The organism is Brevundimonas diminuta, assembly GCF_039673845.1.
GTDB classification, from domain to species: domain Bacteria; phylum Pseudomonadota; class Alphaproteobacteria; order Caulobacterales; family Caulobacteraceae; genus Brevundimonas; species Brevundimonas diminuta_E.
On sequence record NZ_JBDJMK010000005.1, the window covers coordinates 24,611 to 47,597 of the forward strand.

19 protein-coding genes and 1 pseudogene are annotated in these 22,987 nt (G+C 69.2%); 11 read left to right on the plus strand and 9 right to left on the minus strand.

The genetic code is table 11. The features are described 5' to 3' along the window. The first annotated feature begins 88 nt into the window (after positions 1–88). Both glmM and ABE454_RS06420 read left to right on the plus strand, forming a co-directional pair. Complete coding sequence (gene glmM, locus ABE454_RS06415; RefSeq protein WP_346530200.1) at positions 89–1,438, plus strand: phosphoglucosamine mutase; 1,350 nt, start codon at positions 89–91, stop codon at positions 1,436–1,438. A 6-nt stretch (positions 1,439–1,444) separates the two neighbouring features. Continuing rightward, positions 1,445–2,740, plus strand: coding sequence for a hypothetical protein (locus ABE454_RS06420; RefSeq protein ID WP_346530202.1), 1,296 nt, complete (start codon positions 1,445–1,447; stop codon positions 2,738–2,740). A gap of 8 nt (positions 2,741–2,748) precedes the next feature. Here ABE454_RS06420 and ABE454_RS06425 read toward each other — a convergent pair whose 3' ends face one another. Together ABE454_RS06425 and ABE454_RS06430 are read right to left on the minus strand one after the other, a co-directional pair. Further along, the gene (locus ABE454_RS06425) at positions 2,749–4,065 is read right to left on the minus strand and encodes an FAD/NAD(P)-binding protein (RefSeq protein WP_346530204.1); all 1,317 of its coding nucleotides are present in this window, start codon (positions 4,063–4,065) and stop codon (positions 2,749–2,751) included. Positions 4,066–4,360: 295 nt separating this feature from the next. After that, positions 4,361–5,860, minus strand: a complete 1,500-nt coding sequence (locus ABE454_RS06430; RefSeq protein WP_346530206.1) for a phosphomannomutase/phosphoglucomutase — start codon at positions 5,858–5,860, stop codon at positions 4,361–4,363. 198 nt (positions 5,861–6,058) lie between these two features. Between ABE454_RS06430 and gpmA the strand changes: the two genes are divergently transcribed. The 3 genes from gpmA (at position 6,059) to ABE454_RS06445 (ending at position 8,918) form a co-directional block, all read left to right on the plus strand. Further along, entirely contained in the window at positions 6,059–6,772 is a 714-nt protein-coding gene (gpmA, locus tag ABE454_RS06435) for a 2,3-diphosphoglycerate-dependent phosphoglycerate mutase (RefSeq protein ID WP_346530208.1), read from the plus strand. Beyond that, positions 6,769–7,398, plus strand: coding sequence for a bifunctional diaminohydroxyphosphoribosylaminopyrimidine deaminase/5-amino-6-(5-phosphoribosylamino)uracil reductase RibD (locus ABE454_RS06440; protein WP_346530209.1), 630 nt, complete (start codon positions 6,769–6,771; stop codon positions 7,396–7,398). The genes gpmA and ABE454_RS06440 overlap by 4 nt, the downstream gene beginning before the upstream one ends. A gap of 248 nt (positions 7,399–7,646) precedes the next feature. Further along, positions 7,647–8,918 carry a pentapeptide repeat-containing protein gene (locus tag ABE454_RS06445; protein ID WP_346530211.1) on the plus strand — a complete coding sequence of 424 codons (1,272 nt, stop codon included), beginning with the start codon at positions 7,647–7,649 and terminating at the stop codon, positions 8,916–8,918. 216 nt (positions 8,919–9,134) lie between these two features. Here the strand turns inward: ABE454_RS06445 and ABE454_RS06450 are convergent, their stop codons facing one another. Continuing rightward, on the minus strand, positions 9,135–9,617 hold the full coding sequence (locus tag ABE454_RS06450) for an Hsp20 family protein (RefSeq protein WP_346530213.1): 483 nt from the start codon (positions 9,615–9,617) through the stop codon (positions 9,135–9,137). Positions 9,618–9,882: 265 nt separating this feature from the next. Here ABE454_RS06450 and ABE454_RS06455 point away from each other — a divergent pair, with 265 nt between their 5' ends. From ABE454_RS06455 to ABE454_RS06465, 3 genes are all read left to right on the plus strand, one after another. Next, positions 9,883–10,698, plus strand: coding sequence for a class I SAM-dependent methyltransferase (locus ABE454_RS06455; RefSeq protein ID WP_346530215.1), 816 nt, complete (start codon positions 9,883–9,885; stop codon positions 10,696–10,698). 95 nt (positions 10,699–10,793) lie between these two features. Then, entirely contained in the window at positions 10,794–11,705 is a 912-nt protein-coding gene (locus tag ABE454_RS06460; protein ID WP_346530216.1) for a class I SAM-dependent methyltransferase, read from the plus strand. Next, positions 11,702–12,733 carry an alpha/beta hydrolase gene (locus ABE454_RS06465; protein WP_346530218.1) on the plus strand — a complete coding sequence of 344 codons (1,032 nt, stop codon included), beginning with the start codon at positions 11,702–11,704 and terminating at the stop codon, positions 12,731–12,733. The genes ABE454_RS06460 and ABE454_RS06465 overlap by 4 nt, the downstream gene beginning before the upstream one ends. A 16-nt stretch (positions 12,734–12,749) precedes the next feature. On the opposite strand, the gene hisN is transcribed toward ABE454_RS06465, so the two are convergent. Then, entirely contained in the window at positions 12,750–13,532 is a 783-nt protein-coding gene (hisN, locus tag ABE454_RS06470) for a histidinol-phosphatase (protein ID WP_346530219.1), read from the minus strand. Between the two features lie 119 nt (positions 13,533–13,651). Next, a pseudogene (locus ABE454_RS06475) lies at positions 13,652–13,870 on the minus strand (helix-turn-helix domain-containing protein); the annotation flags it as partial. Positions 13,871–14,054: 184 nt separating this feature from the next. Here ABE454_RS06475 and ABE454_RS06480 point away from each other — a divergent pair. Further along, positions 14,055–14,312, plus strand: a complete 258-nt coding sequence (locus tag ABE454_RS06480) for a GlsB/YeaQ/YmgE family stress response membrane protein (RefSeq protein ID WP_346530221.1) — start codon at positions 14,055–14,057, stop codon at positions 14,310–14,312. Positions 14,313–14,385: 73 nt separating this feature from the next. On the opposite strand, the gene ABE454_RS06485 is transcribed toward ABE454_RS06480, so the two are convergent. Beyond that, entirely contained in the window at positions 14,386–14,826 is a 441-nt protein-coding gene (locus ABE454_RS06485; protein ID WP_346530224.1) for a superoxide dismutase, read from the minus strand. Positions 14,827–14,956: 130 nt separating this feature from the next. Between ABE454_RS06485 and ABE454_RS06490 the strand changes: the two genes are divergently transcribed. Then, on the plus strand, positions 14,957–16,630 hold the full coding sequence (locus tag ABE454_RS06490; RefSeq protein ID WP_346530226.1) for a phosphatidylglycerol lysyltransferase domain-containing protein: 1,674 nt from the start codon (positions 14,957–14,959) through the stop codon (positions 16,628–16,630). Positions 16,631–16,846: 216 nt separating this feature from the next. On the opposite strand, the gene typA is transcribed toward ABE454_RS06490, so the two are convergent. Both typA and ABE454_RS06500 read right to left on the minus strand, forming a co-directional pair. After that, a complete protein-coding gene (gene typA / locus ABE454_RS06495; RefSeq protein ID WP_346530228.1) occupies positions 16,847–18,679 on the minus strand; it encodes a translational GTPase TypA in 1,833 nt (610 codons plus the stop codon). Positions 18,680–18,813: 134 nt separating this feature from the next. Then, complete coding sequence (locus ABE454_RS06500; protein ID WP_346530229.1) at positions 18,814–19,860, minus strand: YeiH family protein; 1,047 nt, start codon at positions 19,858–19,860, stop codon at positions 18,814–18,816. Positions 19,861–19,942: 82 nt separating this feature from the next. Between ABE454_RS06500 and ABE454_RS06505 the strand changes: the two genes are divergently transcribed. Then, on the plus strand, positions 19,943–20,830 hold the full coding sequence (locus ABE454_RS06505) for a LysR substrate-binding domain-containing protein (RefSeq protein WP_346530231.1): 888 nt from the start codon (positions 19,943–19,945) through the stop codon (positions 20,828–20,830). 6 nt (positions 20,831–20,836) lie between these two features. Here ABE454_RS06505 and ABE454_RS06510 read toward each other — a convergent pair whose 3' ends face one another. Continuing rightward, positions 20,837–22,885, minus strand: a complete 2,049-nt coding sequence (locus ABE454_RS06510; RefSeq protein WP_346530233.1) for an OPT family oligopeptide transporter — start codon at positions 22,883–22,885, stop codon at positions 20,837–20,839. Positions 22,886–22,987 lie beyond the last annotated feature (102 nt).

A 22,987-nucleotide genomic window follows, 5' to 3' on the forward strand; every position in this document is an offset into this window, starting at 1 on the left:
TCTAGGCAATCATGGGGGCGGCGACATCAAAAAATGGGTTTCGGAAGGTTACTTTGCAATTCCGGGGCCGCCAGCGAAGGACGGCCTCTTGGGCGAGAGAAAATACTTCGGCACCGATGGCATTCGCGGCCGGGCCAACACCCATCCGATGACGGCCGAGGTGGCCTTGCGCGTGGGTCTGGCCGCCGGGCGCCTGTTCCGCACCGACGACGACCGGCGTCATCTGGTGGTGATCGGCAAGGACACCCGCCTGTCCGGCTATATGATCGAGCCTGCGCTGGTGGCCGGTCTGGCCTCGGTCGGCATGGACGTGCGCACCTTCGGCCCGCTGCCGACGCCGGGCGTGGCGATGATGACCCGCTCGATGCGCGCCGATCTGGGCATCATGATTTCGGCCTCGCACAACGACTTTGCGGACAACGGCATCAAACTGTTCGGCCCGGACGGCTACAAGCTGTCGGACGAGATCGAGCTGAAGCTGGAATCCATGATGGACGGCGCGCTGGACGCCGATCTGGCGCCGTCGAACAAGCTGGGCCGGGTCAAGCGCATCGACGACGCCCCTCCGCGCTATATCGAGATCGCCAAACAGGCCTTCCCCAAGCGTCTCAGCCTGAAGGGCCTGCGCATCGCCATCGACTGCGCCAACGGCGCGGGCTACCGCGTGGCGCCGACCACCCTCTATGAACTGGGCGCCGAGGTCTTCCCCGTCGGGGTGGAGCCGAACGGCCTGAACATCAACGCCGAGTGCGGTTCGACCCATCCCGAGACCGTCTCTGAGGCGGTGAAGCGCTATCGCTGCGACATCGGCATCGCGCTGGACGGCGACGCCGACCGGGTCATCATCTGCGACGAGAAGGGCCATGTGGTCGACGGCGATCAGATCATGGCCCTGATCGGTCTGGACTGGGCCAAACGGGGGCGGCTGAACGGCAAGGGCGTCGTCGCCACCGTCATGTCCAATCTGGGTCTGGAGCGCCGTCTGAAGGCCGAGGGCCTGACGCTGGAGCGCACCAAGGTCGGCGACCGCTATGTCATGGAACGGATGCGCGAGGGCGGCTTCAACATCGGCGGCGAGCAGTCGGGCCACATCATCCTGAAGGACCACGCCACGACCGGCGACGGCCTGATGGCGGCGCTGCAGGTGCTGGCCGTTCTGGTCGAGGCGGGCGCGCCGATGAGCGAACTGGCCCGCCAGTTCGAGCCCGTGCCGCAACTGCTGAAGAACGTCCGCTATACCGCCGGGAAGCCGCTGGAGGACGCCAAGGTCAAGGCCGCCATGGCCGACGCTGAGGCCGCCCTGAACGGCTCGGGCCGCCTGCTGGTCCGGCCGTCGGGCACGGAAAAGCTGATCCGCGTCATGGCCGAGGGCGATGACGAGGCTCTGGTCAACCGCGTCGTCGACGAGGTGGTCGAGGCGGTCAAGGCGGCGGGCTGACGGATCATGACGGACGGCGAAGGCGGCCTGAAACAGCGTATTCGCTTTCGCCGCGAGCAACTGGGACGGCGCTTGCGGGCGGGCTGGGAGCAGTTCTGGTTCCGCGCTTTCAAGACGCGCAACGCCGCCATTCTGTTCGTTCTGGGCGGCTTCGCCGGGTTCGGGGACGTGATTGGTCCGTTTGCGGATCATCTGCCGCAGGGACCCGCGTGGACCGTTCTGGGCTGGATGTTCAAGGTCGTCGCTTTCGCCCTGGCGGTGATCGGCCTGATCGGGCTGGCCTACGCCGCGATCCGGCGCCTGCGCCCGGCGGCCGACGACTATGAATTGCGCCCCGCCCGCCCGGTCACGGGCGTCTCGGGGCTGGAGGGCGCATCCGACCCGATCCGGGTGGTGACGGGGGCGAACGGGCCGGTCGCGCTCAATCTGGGCGTCGACGCACGACTGGATCAGGGGCGTCATGGCCTGACGCTGATGAAACAGCCCTATGCCTGGCCGCATGAACTGGCGCAGGCGGCGCGGCTGGCCGAACAGGCGATGAACCCTCTGGTCGTCAATGAGCAGAAGCTGGGTCTGCGCACCGAGATCGACAGCGATTTCATCAGGGGCGACGCGCCCGTCCGCTTGCAGAAGACCACCTATTTCTTCGACCGGACGACCAATGAGGTGCTGCGCTCCGACGTCTATTCGCGGGCGCGCAACCGGCGGGTCTGGACGGGGCGGGACCACTTCATCTGCGACGACGAACTGATCCGGCTGGATCAGGCGTCGGCGTCCAACCAGCTGGGCGGTTCGACGATCATGATTGATCAGTCGGGGACAGCCTATCTGACGCGGCAGGCGGCCACCAGCGCGGAAAGCTCAGGCCTGCTGGCGCCGACCGGATCGGGCTCGTTCGATCTGGCGCGCTATCAGAAGCTGGCCGCCCGGCCCGGGCTGACGTTTCAGGACTTCTGCCGGCGCGAGATCGAGCGGGAGCTGTTCGAGGAAACCAGCTGCGTCTTCAGCCCGACCGAGTTGAAAACGGTGCTGATCGGCTTCGGCCGCTATCTGTATCGCGGCGGCAAGCCCGAGGTCTTCGCCGTGACCGCCCTGCGGCGGCCCGTCGTCGAGATCCGGGTGTCGCGTCAGGAGAAGCTGTGGACCGAAGGGCACGCGGCCCTGCCGCTGACGCAGCTGCTGGCCTGGGATGAGGCTCGGCTGGCGCAGGTTTCGGCGCCGCTGGCCGCCAATGTGGCGCTGTTGCAGCGGTTCATGACCTCGGATCAGGCGGCGTGGTTGAAGGCCTTTCTGGCGGACTGACGCGCGGTTCAGTCTTTCAGCAATTGCACCATGGCTTCGATGCGCTGGCGGATGTCGGGTACGGCGATCGTTTCCCAGAAGGCCGCGCGGGCGGGCGGGCCCAGCACGAACAGGCCCTGATCGACCGCCCCGTCGGCGTGGATCACGCGCCCTGCGGCGTCGAGGTCCAGACCCAGGTCGACGGCGTCGATCCGCGCGCGTCCCTCGGCGATCAGGTCGGCGGTTAAAGGCGCGCAGGCCGCATCGTGGCCCGGGCCAGTGCAGTCGATCAGCCATCCCGCGCGCAGCCGCCGCTCCGCCCCATTCCGTATGCGGGCGCTCAGGTCTGCGCCGCTGTCGTCGGCCTGCAGGGCCGTGGCGCGGGCGGCGATGACGGTCAGGCGCCCGGCCGCCTTCAGGTCGTCCAGCGTGCGGGCGATATCGGGGGCGATGCGGTGGCGGCGCACGTCCCACCAGGGCCGCAGATGGCGCAGGAAACGGGCGCGCTCGGCCGTCGTCGCCGCGCGCCACAGATCGGCGGTGATGGAGCGATAGCCCTCCATGACGCTGCGCCAGCCATGCGCCTGCGCCAGTTTTCGCGCTGCCGCCAGACGCCACGACAGCGGCCCCTCAACAGCCTGTGCGGGCAGGTCTACCGGGGCGTCGTGATGGGCACCGTGGGCCATCGGCAGCAGGCCGCGCCGCGACACGACCGTCGCCTTTCCGCGCCAGTCCCGAGCCTGAAGCGCCAGAAGGACATCGACCATGGTCAGGCCCGAACCGAGGATCAGCACATCGTCCTCGGCCGCGATCACATCAAGGGCGCCGCTCTTCCACGGATCGTGGATGCGGCGGGAGCCGTCGCCCGCCAGGGCCGGGCGCGGCGGCGGATTGCCGGTGGCCAGCACCACAGCGCGGCCGGGGATGCGGCTGTCGTCGGACAGGACGACCGTCTGACCCTCGATACGGACAGCCTCGCCTTTCAGGCGGCGGATCAGGCCGGGATGGGCGGCTTCGACGCGGCTCAGGCGATCCTGCACATAGAGGCCGTAGAGGCGGCGCGGGGCAAAGCCGTTCGGATCGGCGAAGTCGGGCGCATGGGCCGCCAGCCAGTCGGTGAAGTCCGCCGGGCGGTCGGGGCGGGCGCTCATCCGCTCGGAGCGGACGTTGAGGCGGTGCGCGTCCAGAACGGCCGAATAGGCGACGCCCAGCCCCGGCGCGTCTCCGCGCTCGATCAGGACCGACGCCTGCCCCGTCTCGGCCAGACGCGCGGCCAGCATGGCGCCGGAAAATCCGCCGCCGACGATGAGCACGGGCAGTAAGGCGGCGGCGTCGGTTTCTTTCATGGAACAAGGACGCCAGAGGCGGAGGTGAAGGTCAATCTTGCCCCCCACACTTTGTAGAGAGGCGGCCAGACGCCGCGTCTCTCCCTCCCCTTCATGGGGAGGGTGGTCGCGCAGCGACCGGGTGGGGAGGGTCCGGCGATGCAGGCTCTGCGGGTCTGGCCTTCAGCGTTTCCGGCCCGGTCCAGTCGGGGTCGGGTCATGCGTCTGCATCGCCTTGCCGCCCCCACCCGGCTTCGGCTTCGCCTCAGCCACCCTCCCCATGAAGGGGAGGGAGAGGCGCGGTTGGCTTTAGGGCTCAGATTTCCTGATTGAAGGCGCCGATTTCGGGGTGGGCGGCGAGGCGCGGCTTCACTTCCTTGCGGAACAGGTCGCGCATGTCGTCGGCGGACCTCATGCTCTCGACCACCACGACCAGTTCGGGCTTGTTCGACGAGGCGCGGACCAGCACCCATGAGCCGTCGTCCAGATGGACGCGCACGCCGTTGACGGTAATGGCCTCGACGATTTTGCGGCCGAGGATTTCGCCGCCGGAGGCCGCCAGGTCTTCGTATTCCTTCACGATCCTGGCCAGCACGTCATACTTCAGCTCGTCGTCGCAGTGGGGCGACATGGTCAGGCTGGTCCAGGCGTCGGGCAGGGCGGTCTTCAGTTCCGACAGGCTCTTGCCGGGGTTGCGGTCCAGCATGGCCAGCACCGCGCCCGCCGCCACCAGACCGTCGTCATAGCCGTGGCCCAGATCGCCCGACAGGAAGAAATGTCCCGACTTCTCGAACCCGGCCAGGGCGCCCAGTTCGGCGGTCTTGCGCTTGATGTAGGAGTGGCCGGTCTTCCAGTAGACGGTGGTCGCGCCGTTGGCCTTCAGCACCTCGTCGGTCTTGTAGAGGCCGGTCGATTTCACATCGACGACGAAGGTGGCGTTCGGATGGATAGCCGACAGGTCACGAGCCAGCATCAGGCCGATCTTGTCGGCGAAGATCTCCTCGCCCGTGTCGTCGACCACGCCGCAGCGGTCGCCGTCGCCGTCGAAGCCCAGAGCCAGATCGGCGCCTGTCTCCTTCACCCGCGCCGCCATCTGCACCAGCATGGCGTGATCTTCCGGGTTCGGATTGTATTTGGGGAAGGTGTAGTCGAGCTCGGTGTCCATCTCGATCACTTCACAGCCCATCAGGCGTAGAACCTCGGGCGCGAAGGCGCCGGCCGTGCCGTTGCCGCAGGCGGCCACGACCTTCAGCGGGCGGGACAGCTTCACCTTGGACGCCACGTCCTTAATGTAGGTCTCGCGGAAGCCCTCGACGCGCTCCAGACGGCCGCCGGGGCGGGCGACGCCTTCGCCGTTCAAGACGATCTCCTTCAGGCGGCCCATTTCGTCGGGGCCGAAGGTCAGGGGCGCCTGTGCGCCCATCTTCACGCCGGTCCAGCCGTTCTCATTGTGGCTGGCGGTGACCATGGCGACGCAGGGGCAGTCCAGCGCGAACTGGGCGTAATAGGCCATCGGCGACAGGGCCAGACCGATGTCCAGCACCTCCATCCCGCCTTCCAGCAGGCCCAGGATCAGCGCCTGCTTCACCGACAGGGAATAGCCGCGGAAGTCGTGGCCCACGGCGATCTTCGGCGTCTGGCCGATTTCGTGGACATAGGTGGCCAGGCCAAGGCCCAGCGCCTGAATCCCCAGCAGGTTGATCTCTTTTTCCAGAATCCAGCGGGCGTCGTATTCGCGAAAGCCGGTCGGCTTGACCAGTGGCAGGGTTTCATACTCCGCGGTGTTGGGGCGGATGTCCTGACGGGGCTTTTGCATGGGTGTTCCTGAATAGGCCGCTGGGGAGACGCGGGGGCGCAAATCTGTCTGGCCCTATAGCCTTCCCCCGCCTGAGAGGCCACAACGCGCGACCCTTGTTATGGCTGCCGTCGTTGTCCAGATGCGGCGAAACCTTGACCGCCCCCGCGTCGGGGGCCTAGCGAGTGGCCGAAGATACGGATGCTCCCGGAGACCCTCATGACCCGCCTGATCCTGCTGCGCCACGGCCAGAGCCAATGGAACCTGGAGAACCGGTTCACCGGCTGGGTCGACGTCGACCTGACGGCCGAGGGCGAGGCCCAGGCCCGGCGCGGCGGCGAGCTGATCGCGCAGGCGGGGTTCAAGCCTGCGGTCATGTTCACCTCGGTGCTGAAGCGGGCCAAGCGCACCGGCGCCCTGGCGCTGGATTCGGCTGGATTGAAAGACGTGCCGGTCATCGAGGACTGGCGCCTGAACGAGCGCCACTACGGCGGCCTGACCGGGCTGGACAAGGCCGAGACGGCGGCCAAGCACGGCGAGGATCAGGTCAAGGTCTGGCGCCGCAGCTATGACGTGCCGCCGCCGCCGCTGGCGCCGGGCGGCGAGTTCGATTTCGCGGGCGATCCCCGCTACGCCGGGAAGGAAATCCCGGACACCGAGAGCCTGAAGACCACGCTGGACCGGGTGCAGCCCTATTGGGACGCTGAGATCGCCCCGCGTCTGAAGGCGGGCGAAGACGTGCTGATCGCCGCCCACGGCAATTCGCTGCGCGCCATCGTCAAACTGCTGTTTGCCGTGCCGGACGACCGCATCGTCGATGTCGAGATCCCGACCGGCAATCCGCTGGAGATCGATCTGGACGCGGACCTGAAGCCGGTCGCCGCCCGCTATCTGGACGAGGGGCGGGCGCAGGCCCTGCCGCAAGTCGCGTGAGCGGCGCGGCGGACGACGCCGTCTTCATGCGGCGGGCCATTGATCTGGCCCTCAGCCGCATGGGCGAGACATGGCCCAATCCGGCCGTCGGCTGCGTTCTGGTCAAGGACGGGGTCGTGCTGGCCGAGGCGGCGACGGCGCCGGGCGGACGCCCCCACGCCGAGGAGCAGGCCGTGCCCGAGGCGGGCGAGGCCGTGAAGGGCGCGACGGCCTATGTGACGCTTGAGCCGTGCGGCGCCCGCTCGTCAGGCCGCAAGTCCTGCGCTCATTTTCTGGCCGAGGCAGGGGTCGAGCGGGTGGTGATCGCCGCGCTCGATCCGTCCCCGTTCGCCTCGGGGCGGGGGACGGAGCGTCTGCGTCAGGCCGGGCTGACCGTCGAGACGGGGCTGCTGTCCGATGAGGCCGCCGTCCTGTGCGAAGGTTTCCTGCACCGGCTGGAGACGGGCCGCCCGATGGTGCGGATCAGCGAGGACGGAACGGGCTTCGACGCGCGTTTCGCCGCCGCGCCGCGCGCCGATCTGACGACCGAGCTGAACCGGCTGGGCGAGGCGGGCTATACCCGGCTGTGGACCCAGGACGGCGAACTGGCCGACGCCCTGCGCCAACAGGGGCTGCTGACGCAATAGGCGGGGCGCGCCGCCCGTTCCCCACCGCCGTCATCCTCGGGCTTGACCCGAGGATCGAGCCTTCGGCGCCGCCTCGCCGGCAGGGACGCGCTTAATCAGGCGCCGACACAGCCCGCGGACCACCCGATCCTCGGGTCAAGCCCGAGGATGACCGAGCAGGAGGTGCAGGGGAGAGCGCCGACGGCGGCCCCGGAAAACCGTTGTTTCCGCAAATCTTCCTTAATCCGCCGTCAGCCATGATCCGCGCCATGAGCGAGGCCGAAGAACCCGTCCGCAGAAAGCTGACCCAGGCAGAGGTCGACGCTGTCTGTCTGAAGCACGACCGGCTGTGGCGGGCCCAGCCGGGCGGGGCGCGGGCGGTGTTCGCCTGGATGGACCTGTCGGGGCTGGAGCTGCGGGGCCGCAATCTGGCCGACGCCGACTTCACCGCCGCATGCCTGATCGGCTGCGACCTCAGCGGCGGCAAGCTGGACAACGCCAACTTCTTCGGCGCCGACATGCAGGACGCCAGCCTGATCGACGCCAGCCTGCGCCGGGCCGACCTGCGCGGCGCCTGTCTGCGCGGGGCGGACCTGTCGGGCGCCGACCTGTTCGAGGCGGACCTGCGCGAAGGGACCATCGCCGCCAGCGACGCCAAGCTGGGCTTCCGCGTGCTGGAGGCGAAAAAGCGCGCGGACACCCAGGCGCAGGGCGCCGTGCTGGCGGGCGCCAATCTGCAGCGGTCGCGCATGACCGGGGTGATCGCCGTGGCCGCCGACTTCACCGACGCCGTCATGAAGGACTGCAAGCTGGTCCGGGCCAATCTGAAACAGGCCAGCTTTCGCGGCGCCGACCTGGCAGGGGCGGATCTATCCGGCGCCGATCTGTCGGGCGCCGATCTCAGCGACGCCATACTGGTGGGGGTCAAGGCGGCCATGTGGCGGACCGACGGGGCCAATATGGACGGCGCCCTTGTCGACGACCGCCCGACGGGCGAACCGGTCAGCCAGATGCCCGCCGCCGAGATGCTGCGCGACCACGCCCAGTGGTGCGAGACGGGCGGCGCGGCGGGCCAGCCCTCGGTCTTCGACGGCGTCGATCTGCGGCCGCTGGCCAGCATCCGCGGCCTGAACCTGACCGCTTTGTCGGCCAAGGGCGCCGTTTTCTACGGTCTGGACATGGAGGGGGTGCAGCTTCAGGGGGCGCAGCTGGAAGGCGCTGATCTGCGCTCGGCCAATCTGCGCCGGGCGGACCTGCGCGGTGCGCGGCTGACGCGGGCGCGTCTGAACGGGGCCGATCTGCGCGAGGCGCAGCTGGGGCCGCTGATGCTGGCGGCGGACCGGCTTTTGCCCGCCGATCTGAGCGGGGCGAACCTGCGCGGCGCCGACCTGACGGGCGCGGACATGCGCCGGGCCGTGCTGATCGAGGCGGACCTCAGCCGGGCGATCCTGCACGGCGCCCAGACCCGGCAGGCCGACTTCACCAACGCCCGCACCGCAGGCGCGCGGGGTCTGGACCTGTCCGGCGCGGGCGAGGCGTGAGCCAACTCGGGGTAGGTGGTCGACGCCATATCTATCCCGCTCATCCCGGCGGACGCCGGGATCCAGTGAGAGCCACGCGCTCCACAGACCGCCGGCGGGCTTGAAGCCAAAGCACTGGGTCCCGGCGTCCGCCGGGATGAGCGGAGGTAAAGTGATCACCCACGAAAAAGGGGCGACGCAAGCGCCGCCCCTTCCGGTTCAGTCAGGCTGAAAGGCTTACGCCGCCTTCTTCGCCTCGCCCTCGATCAGGGTCGAGCCGGTGGCGATCTCAATGCTGCGGGGCTTGAGGGCCTCGGGCAGTTCGCGCTTCAGGTCGATGGTCAGCAGGCCGTTGGCCAGAGCCGCGCCCTTGACCACCACATAGTCCGCCAGCTGGAAACGGCGCTCGAAGTCGCGCTCGGCCAGACCACGGTGCAGGAAGGTGCGCTTGGTCGCGCCGTCATTGTCGGCGGGGGTCGCCTCCGTCGCCTTCTTGCCGGTGACGGTCAGCAGGTTTTCCTTCGCCTCGATGTTCAGCTCATCGGCCGAGAAACCGGCGACGGCGATCTCGATGCGATAGGCGTCTTCGCCCGTCGTTTCGATGTTGTAGGGGGGCCAGCCGTTTTCCTGGCTGGAGCGGGCGGCGCTTTCCAGTTGACGGGCCAGACGGTCGAAGCCGACGGCCGAACGGTACAGCGGCGAGAAATCATAGCTACGCATCAGTCATCCTCCTGAGGATCAGCAAGGTAGAGCCGCCCGGCGATTTTCAGCCCCGGTCGGCGGTGGGTTTCAAACCCGGCGGTCCGCATTCGGCCCCGTCAGGTCTGGAGAGCCCGGGATCGGCGCTCTCGGATAAAGAGGTAGGAGGTCGTTTTCCCCGCGCAAGGGGCGCGCGAAATCGTCGCTGAACGCCGGGGCGCCTTGCGGTCGGCGCGGGGCCGCGTATGGATTTTACCTTCACCCTTCAGAAGCGGTCGGAGCCTTCATGCGAGCCCTCGCCCTCATCGCCCTTGCCGGGGCCGCCCTCGCCCCCTCGGTTTCGGCCTCCTCCGTTCTGGCCCAGTCGGCGCCGCTCGAGGCGGCCGGCCTGCCCCATCGTCAGGGCCTGTCGATGGAGATGCCCAGCTTTTCGGAGGACGCGGCGCTGCAGGCGGCCGTCGCCTCCACGACCCGGCCCGAGGCCGACCGCGCCCGCGACGACGAGCGCCATCCGTTCGAGACCCTGACCTTCTGGGGCCTGCAACCCGGCCTGACGGTAGTGGAGATCGAGCCGGGCGGCGCCGGATGGTGGCGCCACATCCTTGAGCCCTACGCCGCCGCGACCGGCGGGCGCTATGTCCCCGTCAACCGCCCGACCGAAAGCATGGGCGTGGCCGACGGGACGGCCGACATGGTCGTGGTGGCCCGCGCCTTTCACAACTGGTCGCGCGACGGCCGGGCCGAGCCCTATCTGGCGGCCTTCTTCACGGCGCTGAAGCCCGGCGGCGTGCTGGCGGTCGAGCAGCATCGCGCGGCCGAGGGGCTGAACGTGGCCGAGACGGCGCCGAACGGCTATGTGCCCGAAAGCTGGCTGATCCACGCCGCCCGCCGCGCCGGCTTCGAGCTGGAGGCGCGCAGCGAACTGAACGCCAATCCGAAGGACGACCGCGACCACCCCTTCGGCGTGTGGACGCTGAAGCCCACCCGCACCTCGGAACGCGACGGCCGCGCCCTGACGCCCGCCGAGCGCGCCCGACTGGACGCCATCGGCGAGAGCGACCGCATGACCCTGCGCTTCCGCAAGCCCTACGCCGCCGACTGAGACAGTCTGATGATATTCGCGTGCGTGGTTTTGACGCTGGCGCAGAAGCGCCTTAAGCCCCGAACCCAGAGACTTGGCGGCAAGAGGATGCGCGCATGACAGACCGGTCGACCCGACGATCCGTCCTGACCGGCGCCAGCGCCCTGGCCCTTTTCAGCCCCCTGCTTGGTCTGGCGGCCTGCGGGCGCAAGGAGAACAAGGCGGCCCCGGTCGAGCCGGACGCGCCCAAGGGACCGCCGGAAGGTTCGCTGGAATGGGCTGTGGCGGGCGAATGGCGCTCGGCCGACGACAAGGCGCGCGACGTCTGGCGCCATCCGGTCGAGACGCTGCGTTTCTTCGGCCTTCAGCCCAAGATGACGGTGATCGACTTCTGGCCCGGCAGCGGCTGGTATGCGGAAATCCTGGCGCCCTATCTGAACCGGGGCGGCGGCAGCCTCTATCTGGCGGGCTTTGACGAAGGCGAAGGGGCCGACCCGGCGCAGGTGGCCATTAACAACACGCTGAAGGCCCGGGTTCTGGCCAACAAGAAGCTGTACGGCCCGGTGCAGTTCACCGCCTTCGGCCCCGCCTCGCCGCCGGTCGCCCCGGCGGGGACGGCCGATCTGGTGCTGTTCATGCGCTATATTCAGGCGTGGATGGCGGCGGGCATCGCGGAAAAAGCCTTCGCCGACGCCTTCACGGCCCTGCGTCCTGGCGGGATTCTGGGCATCGAACAGCACCGCCTTCAGCCGGACGAGGATCAGGACCCCGCCGCCGCCAACGGCTATGTGCAGGAAGCCTTCGTGCGCCAGCTGGCCGAGGAAGCGGGCTTCGTCTTCGTTGAAGGGTCCGAGATCAACGCCAATCCGGCCGACACCAAGGATCACCCCTTCGGCGTCGAAACCCTGCCGCCGCGCCGTCTGACGGCGCCGATGGGCCAGCCCGCCGATCCCGCCTTCGACCGCGCCAAATATGATGAGATCGGCGAAAGCGACCGCATGACGCTGAAGTTCAGGAAGCCCGAGTGAACCGTCCCGCCGCCTTCGCCGCCCATGCGCCCCTGATGGGGGTTCCCGGCGCCGCCTGCCCGCCGGGCGGAGAGGGCGACTGGTTCCGCGGCGCGGGCGGGCTTCGCCTGCGCGCCGGTTTTTGGACGCCGTCGTCGATGCAGGCCAGGACGCCGCGCGGCACCGTCATCCTCAGCCCCGGCCGCACCGAGCCGATCGAGAAATATTTCGAGCTGATCGGCAATTTTCTGGCGCGCGGCTTCTGCGTTCTGGCGCACGACTGGCGCGGTCAGGGCCTGTCGGCGCGGCTGCTGCCGGATCGTCTGCGCGGCCACGCCCGGGCGGTGGAGGAATTCCTCGACGACTACGCCCGCCTGCTGGACGCCTATGAGGCGCGCGCGCCAAAGCCGTGGATCATGGTCGGCCATTCGATGGGCGGCTGTCTGAACCTGCTGACGCTGGAAGAGGGCGATGCGCGCTTCGCCGGGGCGGTGCTGTCCAGCCCCATGCTGCGCATCAAGACCGGCAAGCGGTCGATGTGGACGGTCAAGCTGGCCGTGCGCTGGGCCCTGCGCCACGGCAAGGGCGGCGACTATGTGCTGGACGACCCGGACGATCCCTTTGACCACACCTTCGAAAAGGACGCCCTGACCTCGGACTACGGCCGTTATGACCTGTGGCGCCAGCAGCTTTACGCCTGCCCGCATCTGGCCATCGGCGGGCCGACCTGGGGCTGGCTGGCCTTTGCGCTGGACGCCGGCGAGCGGGCGCTGAAGCCCCGCGGGCTGAAGACGGTGAAAATCCCCGTCTGCATCGTTCAGGCGGCCGAGGACGACAAGGTCTGGAAGCAGACCAACCGCTGGGCCGCCCGCCGTCTGGGGCGCGGCCGCTATGCCGAGGTCGCGGGCGCCAAGCATGAGGTGATCATGGAGGTCGACGAGTTGCGCAACGTCTTCCTGCATGAGTTCGACGCCCTGGCCGACTATGTCGCGCCGGGCGAGGCGGCGTCTGCGGGATCGCCCGCCGCGCGGACGTCAGAACCGGCCTGAGACCTGCCTTCCGGCGTCAGGCGGCGGCCAGCAGGGGCAGGGCCTGATCGGTCAGCCCCGCGTCGCCGACCGCCAGCACGCGGCCGTCCGCTTCCTGCGGCGCGGCGCCGTTCCAGTCGGTGAAACGGCCGCCCGCCGCCTCGACCAGAGGCTTCAGCGCGGACCAGTCCCAGACCTTCAGCTCGCTCTCGGCGACCATGTCCATGCGCCCGGCCGCCACCATGGCGTAGGCATAGGCGTCGCAGCCCAGCCGGGCCAGACGGGTCGCGGCGCGCAGCCGGTCCCAGGCGGCGCGATCGGCGCCCAGGAAGATTTCCGGGTCGGTGGTGGCGATGACGGCCTGCGACAGGTCGGGGCAGGCGCGGGTCTTCAGCGGGGTTTCAGCATCGCCCTTCAACAGCCGCGCGCCTGACGGGCCGCCGATGAAGATCTCGTCCATATAGGGCTGGCCGACGGCGCCGATCACGGGGGCGCCGTCCTGACGCAGGGCGATCAGCGTGGTCCACAGCGGCAGGCCGGAAATGAAGGCGCGGGTGCCGTCGATCGGGTCCAGCACCCAGACATGATCGGCGTCGGGGCGGTCCTCGCCATACTCTTCGCCGATGACGCCGTGGTCGGGATAGCGTGCGGCGATCAGGCGTCGGATGGCCGCCTCGGCGGCGCGGTCGGCCTCGGTGACAGGGTCGAAGGCGCCGGGGCCGCCCTTGTCTTCCTGAGTGAAGTCGCCGCGGAAGAACGGCAGGGCGACGCGCGCAGCCTCACGCGACAGTTGGATGGCGAAGGATTCAAACCCGGTCATGCCGCAGCCATACACCGGCCTGACCGCAAAAACCTAGCCCGCGGCCAGGCGGCCTGGAAACAGCATCAGGCGGCGGCGGCCAGACCGGCGCCGGGGCGTGGAGCGTGGGCGTCGGCGCCTTCGCCGAGGCCGTCGTAGAAATAGCTGACCGGCGTTTCCAGCGCCTCGGCCAGTTCCCACAGACGGGCGGCCGAGATGCGGTTGGCGCCGCACTCATATTTCTGGACCTGCTGGAAGCGGATGCCGACGCGGTCGCCCAGCTGCTGCTGGGTCAGGCCCAGAAGGCGGCGACGGCGGCGCAGGCGCCGACCCAGGTGAAGGTCGATCTCGGCAGGCATGACGATCTCCTGTCTCCCTCAGCCTGTGCCGGATCGGCACGGGCTGTCGGCTTCGTCGCAAACCTCATGCCGGTTTCGTGCAGAAGGTGCAGGACGGCGCAGCGCAACCCGCAGGCGCGCCGCGCATTAACGGCCAAGGCTGCCGGACTTCGGGGCCGTCGGGTTTTCAGGAAGGAAAGACACCATGGGTGGATTTGGATTCATCGCCTGGATCATCATCGGCATCATCGCCGGGTGGCTGGCGGAAAAGATCATGAAGCGCGACCACGGCCTGGTCACCAATCTGGTCGTCGGCGTCGTCGGCGCCCTGATCGGGGGCTTTCTGGCCAATAATCTTCTGGGCGTCGACGCCGCAGGCAACTGGATCGTGGGCATCATCGTCGCCACCCTGGGCGCCGTGGTGCTGCTGTTCCTGCTGGGCCTGATCCAGAAAAGGCGCTGATCCCCTTTTGCAATCACGCACAGAAGAAGGGGCGACCCGTCGGGCCGCCCCTTCTGCCGTTCAGGCGGACGGTTTAGTAAGGTTCGTCGCTGGTCGGCTCGTCGGTCGGAGACGCATCCGGGGCCGGGGCGGCGTCCGGGGTCGGTTCGGCGGCGTCCGAGGCGACCGGCGCGGCCGACTGGATGTCCGAAGCCGAGGCGTCGACCACGATGTCCGAACCGTCCTGACGGATGCCGGCCAGCGGCACCGGGCGGACCTGGCCATCGGCGGTGCGAACGGTCAGTTCCTGACCATTGGCGCCGTTCTGGACGCCGACCAGCTTGCCGATCTCGGCGCCGTCGGAACCCTTGACGGTCGAACCGGGGGTCAGGGTCAGGCTCTGGGGTTGAGCCGCAGCCGCCTCAGCGGGGGCCGGTTCGGGCGTCTGCGACGTCATGTCGTCCTGGGCGAAGGCAGGCGCGGCGATGAAGAGGGCGCCGGCGATGCCGGTCAGCAGGGCGGTCTTGCGGATCATGTGATTACTCCATTTGGGCGAGTCTGGCGCTCGCGAAAAGGTGAACTGCTGTGAACCCTGTTGGTTTCACCTGCCCCGAAATGACCTTTTTGGGGCCGCAAATGAAAAAATCGTGCTTTATGAGCTTTGCATGACCGTAAATGCAGCAAAGCTTGACCGCAGACGCATCTTCAGCCGACTGGGCGAACTGGCGTTTGAACTGACGCCGCAGGTGTTCGCCGTGGCGACCGCGGGGCTGGGCGGACTGATGCTGCTGTCGGCGGCGACCCCGGCTTTCGGCGAGCGGCTGCATGCGCTGGGCCGCTTCTCCCCACCCCTGTTGATCGACCTGTCGCACTTCGCCGCCAGCATCACGGGCTTCATCCTGCTGCTGGTGTCGGCCGGGCTGTGGCGCCGACGCAGGGGGGCCTATTACGCCGCGCTGACGGGTCTGGTGATGGGCGCCGTCTTCTCCCTGCTGAAGGGGCTGGCGTGGGATGTGGCGATAGAGCTGATGGCGGCGGCAGCTTTGCTGGCGCCGTGCCGGGCGGCGTTCAACCGGCGCTCGCGGCTGGGCGAGCCTCTGCGGCCGGGGTGGCTGCTGGTGCTGGCGGCGGCGGTGGCGGCCATGCTGTGGCTGGGCTTCTTCGCCTATCGCGACACCGCCTATGCTGACGAGTTGTGGTGGACCTTCCTGACCGACCGACAGGCGTCGGGCTTCCTGCGCGCCGGCGCGGTGGTGGCCATACTGACGCTGGCGGCGGCGGTGCGCTCGCTGCTGACGGCGCCGGGCGCGCGCAGCCACGGCCCGGCCTCGCCCGACGCCATCGCGCGCGCCCATGAGGCGCTGGAGGCCGCCGACGCCGCTACGCCCGAGGCGCGGCTGGCCCTGCTGGGCGACAAGGCCCTGTTGTTCAGTCCGTCGGGACGCAGCTTCATCGCCTATCGCGTGCGCGGGCGGCGCTGGATCGCCATGGGCGAACCGGCTGGGCTGAGGGCCGAGCGCACGGCCCTGCTGTGGGCCTTCGCCGAACTGGCCGACAGCTATGGCGGGGCGGCGGTCTTCTATTCCGTCAGCGAGGGGATGCTGGTCGATCTGGCGACCCTGGGGCTGGCCGTGCGCAAGGTGGGCGAGGCCGCCGTGATCGGCGCGGCGGACTTCTCCCTGGCCGGAAAGGGACGCCAGAACCTGCGCACCGCCGTCAACCGGGCCGAGCGCGAAGGCATGACGGTCGAGATCCTGCCGCCCGGCGCCGCCCGCCCGCTGGAGGCCGAACTGCGCGCCGTGTCGGACGCCTGGCTGGCGCACCACAACGGGGCCGAGAAGGCCTTTTCGCTGGGCCGTTTCGACATCGGCTATCTGGACGGATCGCCGCTGGTCGTCGCCCGCGCCGACGGGCGGATTGTCGCCTTCGCCAATCTGCTGATCGGCACGGACGGGGCGGGCGGGCGCGAGGCCATGATCGATCTGATGCGCCATGACCCGGACGGGCCGCACGGGGTGATGGACGTCTTGTTCACCCGCGCCGTGCAATGGGCGCAGGCCGAGGGCCTGTCCGGTCTGGATCTGGGCATGGCCCCGCTGTCGGGGCTGGAGAACCGGCGCCTGGCCCCCGTCTTCGCCCGCGTCGGCGCCCTGGTGTTCGAGGAAGGCGGAGCCGTCTACGGCTTTCAGGGCCTGCGCGCCTACAAGGCCAAGTTCGGCCCGGCGTGGCGGCCGAAATTCATCGCGGCCCCGGCGTCCACGCCGCTGCCTCTGGCCCTGCTGGACGTGGCCCTGCTGACCAGCGGCGGCTGGCTGGGGCTGCTGGGGTTGAAGAGGTAGCGCCTCCGTCATCCCGGACGCCCCGCAGGGGGGGGATCCGGGACCGCCAAAGGCTCGACGACGGCGGTTTGGGCGGTCCCGGCTCTTCGCTCCGCTTCGGCCGGGATGACGGGAGCGAGGGCAGGGCCTCAAGCAGTCCGAAGGGCGATAGGCTCAGCGCACAAAAAAGGCGGCCCTTTCGAGCCGCCTTTCTCATTTCGACAATGTCGACGCCGATCAGTCGGCGCGGACGCGCTTCTTGCGGAAGGAGGGGTTCAGCACTTCCTTGCGCAGGCGGATCGACTTGGGCGTGACCTCGACCAGTTCGTCTTCCTCGATATAGGCGATGGCCTGTTCCAGGCTCATCTTGCGCGCCGGGGTCAGGCGCACGGCCTCGTCCTTGCCCGAGGCGCGGACGTTGGTCAGCTGCTTGCCCTTGATCGGGTTGACGTCCAGGTCGTCGGAACGGCTGTTCTCGCCGATGATCATGCCCTGATAGGTCTTTTCCCCGGCGCCGACGAACATGACGCCGCGGTCTTCCAGGTTCCACAGGGCGAAGGCCGCCGTGTCGCCGTCCGAGTTCGACACCAGCACGCCCTTCAGACGGCCTTCGATGGCGCCCTTGTGGCCTTCATAGTGGCTGAAGACGCGGTTCAGCACGCCCGAACCGCGCGTATCGGTCAGGAACTCGCCCTGATAGCCGATCAGCGAGCGCGACGGGCACTTCAGCTGGATGCGGGTCTTGCCGGCGCCCGAGGGGCCCATGTCGGTCAGCTCGGCCTTGCGGGCCGACAGCTTCTCGATGACCACGCCCGAGAATTCGTCGTCGACGTCGATCACCACGTCTTCGATCGGCTCCAGACGTTCGCCGTTCTCGCCCTTCTGATAGACCACGCGCGGACGGCTGATCGACAGCTCGAAGCCTTCGCGGCGCATGTTCTCGATCAGCACGCCCAGTTGCAGTTCGCCGCGACCGGCGACTTCATAGGCGTCGGAGTCCGGCGTCTGGGTGATGCGGATGGCGACGTTGGCCTCGGCTTCCTTCAGCAGGCGGTCGCGGATGACGCGCGACTGCACCTTGTCGCCTTCGCGACCGGCCAGCGGGCTGTCGTTCACGCCCACGGTCATGGAGATGGTCGGCGGATCGATCGGCAGGGCGTCCAGCGCCTCATTCACTTCCAGCGCGCACAGGGTGTCGGCCACGGTGGCCTTGGACATGCCGGCGATGGCGACGATGTCGCCCGCCTCGACGCCCTCGTCGATCGGCTGACGCTTCAGGCCGCGGAAGGCCAGCACCTTGGTGATGCGGCCCTGTTCGATGGTCTTGCCGTCGCGCGACAGGGCCTTGATGGCCATGCCCGGAACCGCCTTGCCCGAGTGGATGCGGCCGGTCAGCAGGCGGCCCAGGAAGGGGTCGCTTTCGATCAGGACGTTCAGGATCTGGAACGGCTCGTTGACGCGCGCCTGGGCGGCCGGGGCCGGGACGTGGTCGACGATCAGGTCATACAGCGGGTGCAGGTTGTCGCTCGGCTGGGCCAGGTCCAGCGTCGCCCAGCCCGAACGGCCCGAGGCGTAGATGACCGGGAAGTCCAGCTGCTCGTCCGTGGCGCCCAGGGCGGCGAACAGGTCGAAGGTCTCGTTCAGCACCCGGTCCGGGTCGGCGTGGGCGCGGTCGACCTTGTTGATGCACAGGATGGGACGCAGGCCCATCTTCAGCGCCTTGGTCAGCACGAACTTGGTCTGGGGCATGACGCCCTCTTCGGCGTCGACCAGCAGAACGCAGCCATCCACCATGCCCAGGATGCGCTCGACCTCGCCGCCGAAGTCGGCGTGGCCCGGCGTGTCGATGATGTTGATGCGCGTCTCGCCCGCCTTGCCGTTCCACAGGATCGACGTGCATTTGGCCAGGATGGTGATGCCGCGCTCACGCTCCTGATCGCCGGAGTCCATGACGCGCTCGGTCGTCGCCTCATTGGCGCGGAACAGGCCCGACTGGGCCAGCAGGGCGTCAACCATGGTCGTCTTGCCATGGTCAACGTGGGCGATGATAGCGACGTTACGAAGATTCATATCGGGCTCGGGCGGACTGTGTTCGGTCACGGATGGGCCGCGCCGCTGCAAGAAGATTGCAGAAAAGGGAAGGGTTCGGCGCGCCTCTTACAGTGATGTGGGCGTAAACGCCAGTCCGGTGCGCGAATCGACATTCAACCCAAGGGCAGGACAGCGATCACGCCCAGCGCCAGCACGCCGATCAGCAGGGCCGACAGAGCCGCGACAGCGGCGACGCGCGGCCCGGCCCGCGCCACCGCGCGCGGATCGACCATCAGCCCCAGCGCCGCCATGGCGATCAGCGTCAGGGCCGAAACGGATGCCTGCAGCGGCGGCAGGATCGCCTCGGGCAGCCAGCCCAGCGACCGCACCGCCATCAGGGCCAGAAAGACCAGAATGAACCACGGCGCAATCTGGTGCAGCTTCGGCCCCCGGCCTCCCGCCGTCTGTTTCGAGCGCATCAGCCCCAGCACCAGACAGACCGGCCCCAGCATCAGCACGCGCACCAGCTTGACCACCGCGCCCGTCTGGACGGCGGCCATGCCGGCGGGGGCGGCGGCGGCCAGCACCTGCGGCACGGCGTAGACGGTCAGCCCCGCCAACACCCCGACGCGCGTGGCGTCATAGCCCATCATGGCGCCGACGACCGGAACCAGCAGCACCACGGCGATGCCCAGAACGGCGGTGAAGCCGATGGCGGCGGCCACGTCCTCGCCCTCCGCCTCGATGACCGGGGCGACGGCGGCGATGGCCGAGTTGCCGCAGATGGCGTTGCCGCACGCGACCAGCAGAGCCATGGCGTGCGGCAGGCCGAACGCCCGCCCCAGCGCATAGCCGCCAAGGATGGCCACAGCGACGACGCCGACGATGGCCAGCAGCAGCCACGGCCCCAGCGCCGCCACCGCCGCGCCCGAGACGGTCGCCCCCAACAGGGCCACGGCGACCTCCAGCAAGGTCTTGGCGCTGAAGGTCACGCCCGGCGCCCACAGCGACGACGGCGTCCAGACCAGACGCAGGGCCGCCCCGATCAGGATGGCCAGCACCAGCCCTTCAATCCACGCCTGACCGAACAGGCGCGCCTCAATGATCTGCAGGCCCAAGGCGACGGCGCCGATGACGGCGGACAGAGCCACGCCGGGCAGCAGACGCGCCGGGCCCGTCAGGCGGCGGGAAGAAGCAGCAGGATTGAGGGCGAGGGTCATGGCCGCCCTTATCCGTCCTCCCAATTCATCGATCCAACGCGTAGTTATGGACTTAACAATCGATTTAATCGATCAATGACGCATGACGCTGGAACAGCTCCGCATCTTCGTCGCCGTTGCGGAACGGCTGAACATGACGCAGGCGGCCGAGGCGCTGCATCTGACGCAGTCGGCGGTCAGCGCGGCGGTTCAGGCGCTGGAGACGCGGCACGGCACGCGGCTGTTCGACCGGGTCGGGCGCGGGCTGGCGCTGAATGCGGCGGGGACGGCCTTCCTGCCCGAGGCGCGGGCCGTGCTGGCGCGCGCCGAGGCGGCGGGGCGGCTGCTGGATGAACTGGCGGGGCTGAAGCGCGGCGCGGTGCGGCTGTTCGCCAGCCAGACCATCGGCGCCTACTGGCTGCCGCCGCGCATGGCCGCCTTCGCCCAGAGCCATCCGGGCATCGAGCTGCGCCTGTCGATCGGCAACACCCATCAGGTGATCGAGGCGGTGCTGGCGGGCGAGGCGGAACTGGGCCTGATCGAGGGCGCCGAGGACGCGCCCCGGCTGGAGCGGACGCGCATCGCCGCCGACCGGCTGATCGTGGTGGCGGCGCCGGGTCATCCGCTGGCGGATCGGGACAGGCCTTTGGCGGCGGTGGACCTGAAGGCGCTGGACTGGGCCCTGCGTGAGGCGGGCTCGGGCACCCGCAGCGAGTTCGAGGCGGCCCTGCCGCGCGGTATGGCCGCGCCGGACATGAAGACAACGCTGGTGCTGCCGTCCAATGAGGCGATCCTGACGGCGGTGGCGGCCAGCGGCGGGGGCGGCGGCGGACTGGTCACGGCGATCTCGGAGCTGGCCGCCCGCCCCCTGATCGAGGCGGGGCGGCTGGTCCGTCTGCCGCTGGAACTGCCCGAGCGGCCCTTCTATCGGCTGCGCCATCGCGAGCGCAGCGCCAGTCGGGCGGCGGAGGCCTTCGCCGCCGCCCTCTAGTTCATCTTAGACCTTGGCCGCGCGGCGACGCACCCAGGCGTAAAGGGCGTAGGTCAGAGCCGCGAAGGCGATCAGCCCGGCCCACATGGCGGGCCAGCCGCTGTCGGCGGGCAACAGGGCGAAGGGCGCTTCATTCTTGGTGCCGACGATGACGGCGGCGGTGAAGACGCCGAACAGGCTCTCGCCCACGATCAGGCCGGACGCCAGCAGCACGCCCATGCGGCGGGCCACATCGGCATAGCGCGTCGAATTGACCGCCCGGTCGTACAGCCAGCCGCAGACCGCGCCGATGACCAGCATGGTAGTGACGGCGGCGGGCAGATAGACGCCGATCCCGGCCGCCAGCGGCGGCAGCTTGATCCGGTCGTTGGTCGTACGACGCAGGATGACGTCCAGGATGATGACCATAACCCCGACCACGGCGCCGATGCCGATCAGGTCCCAGCGCAGGTCGCCGCTGATGACCCCCTTGGCCAGAGCCGAGATCAGGGTCGCCTGCGGCGCCGCCAGCGTCTTGGAGCCCTGGACGATGGCGGGCGGGCCGCCTTCAAAGCCGAAGGCCTGGTTCATCATGTCCAGCACGAAGGGGATGACCAGGGCGCCCGCGACGACGCCGACCAGCAGGGCCGTCTGCTGACGCCAGGGCGTGGCCTCGACCAGCTGGCCGGTCTTGAGGTCCTGCAGGTTGTCGTTGGCGATCACCGCCACGGCGAAGACCACGGCGGTGACGATCAGGGCGAAGGCGACGATCGACGGATCCGCGGGCACGCCCGCGATGGCCAGAACGCCCAGCATCAGCAGCGACGCGATGATGATGGCCAGAATGCCGACGCCCGACACCGGGCTGTTGGACGAGCCGATCAGCCCGGCCATATAGCCGCAGATGGCCGCCACGGCGAAGCCGATGACCACCACATAGACCAGACCGCCGATCACCAGCAGCGGCGCCGATCCGGCCAGAGCCGTACCCTGCGCCACCACGGCCAGCAGGACGGCGATGCCGACCAGCGCCGCGACCGAGATCAGGCCGACGATCTTGATGGGAATGTCCTGTTCGGCCAGCTCCAGCGTCTCACCGTGGGCGCGGCGCGCCTGGGCCGAGATGGCCGAGGCCAGCCCGGCGGCCAGCGGTCTGGCCAGCTTGGCCAGCGTCCACAGGGCGGCGACGCCGATGACCCCGGCGCCGATGAAGCGGACCTCCTGCGCCCAGACGCTCATGGCCAGACCCTCGGCGCCCGCTTCGGCGGGAACGGTGGCGGCGATGGACGGCACGCCGTGGGCGGCGGCCCATGCGGCGAACTCGGGCGAGGTCAGGACCGGCACGAAGATCAGCCAGGCCAGCAGCAGGCCGAACAGCTGGGTCAGGCCGACGGCCAGACCGATCAGGTGCCCGGCGCCCAGCAGGGCGAACTGCATGGAGAAGCCGACGCCCGTCGCCCCGCCGCCGAAGGCCGCAGGCAGGCGCAGGAAGGCGGCCGTCTCAGCCGCGAACACGCGCGCGGCGGCCAGAAAACCGAATATGGCCGAGGCGATCGCCCCGCCCATGACGACGAACAGGCCCGAACGGTTCTCGCGCACCGCCTCCTCGGTCTGGTCCGCGCCGGGCGAACCGACCTTCAGCACCTCGGCGGCGGCGACGCCCTCGGGGTAGGGCAGGCCGCCCTGAACGACCAGGGTGCGGCGCAGGGGAATGGAGAAGGTCACCCCCAGCACCCCGCCCAGCACGCAGATCATCACCGACTCCCAGAAGGGGAAGTTCATCCACCAGCCGATCATCACCAGACCGGGCAGGACGAAGATGATGGCGCTCATCGAGCCGCCGACCGAGGCGACGGTCTGGACCGTCATATTCTCCCAGATGGTCGAGCCGCGGAACGCCCTCAGCAGGGCCATGGAGATGACCGCCGCCGGTATGGCCGAGGCGAAGGTCAGGCCGACCTTCAGCCCCAGATAGGTGTTGGCCGCCGTGAAGACCGCCGCCAGCAGACACCCCAGTATCAGGGCGCGGATGGTCAGTTCGATGCGTTTGCCGGTTCCGGCGGGGGTTTCCGTCATGCGGGGGGCTTTCCTGAATGTGCGGCGAGGCTAAGCCCGAAAGCCCGGCCGTGACAACGGGGGCGGGCGCAACCTTCGCTTTTCTCCCCCTGCGGGTGCATC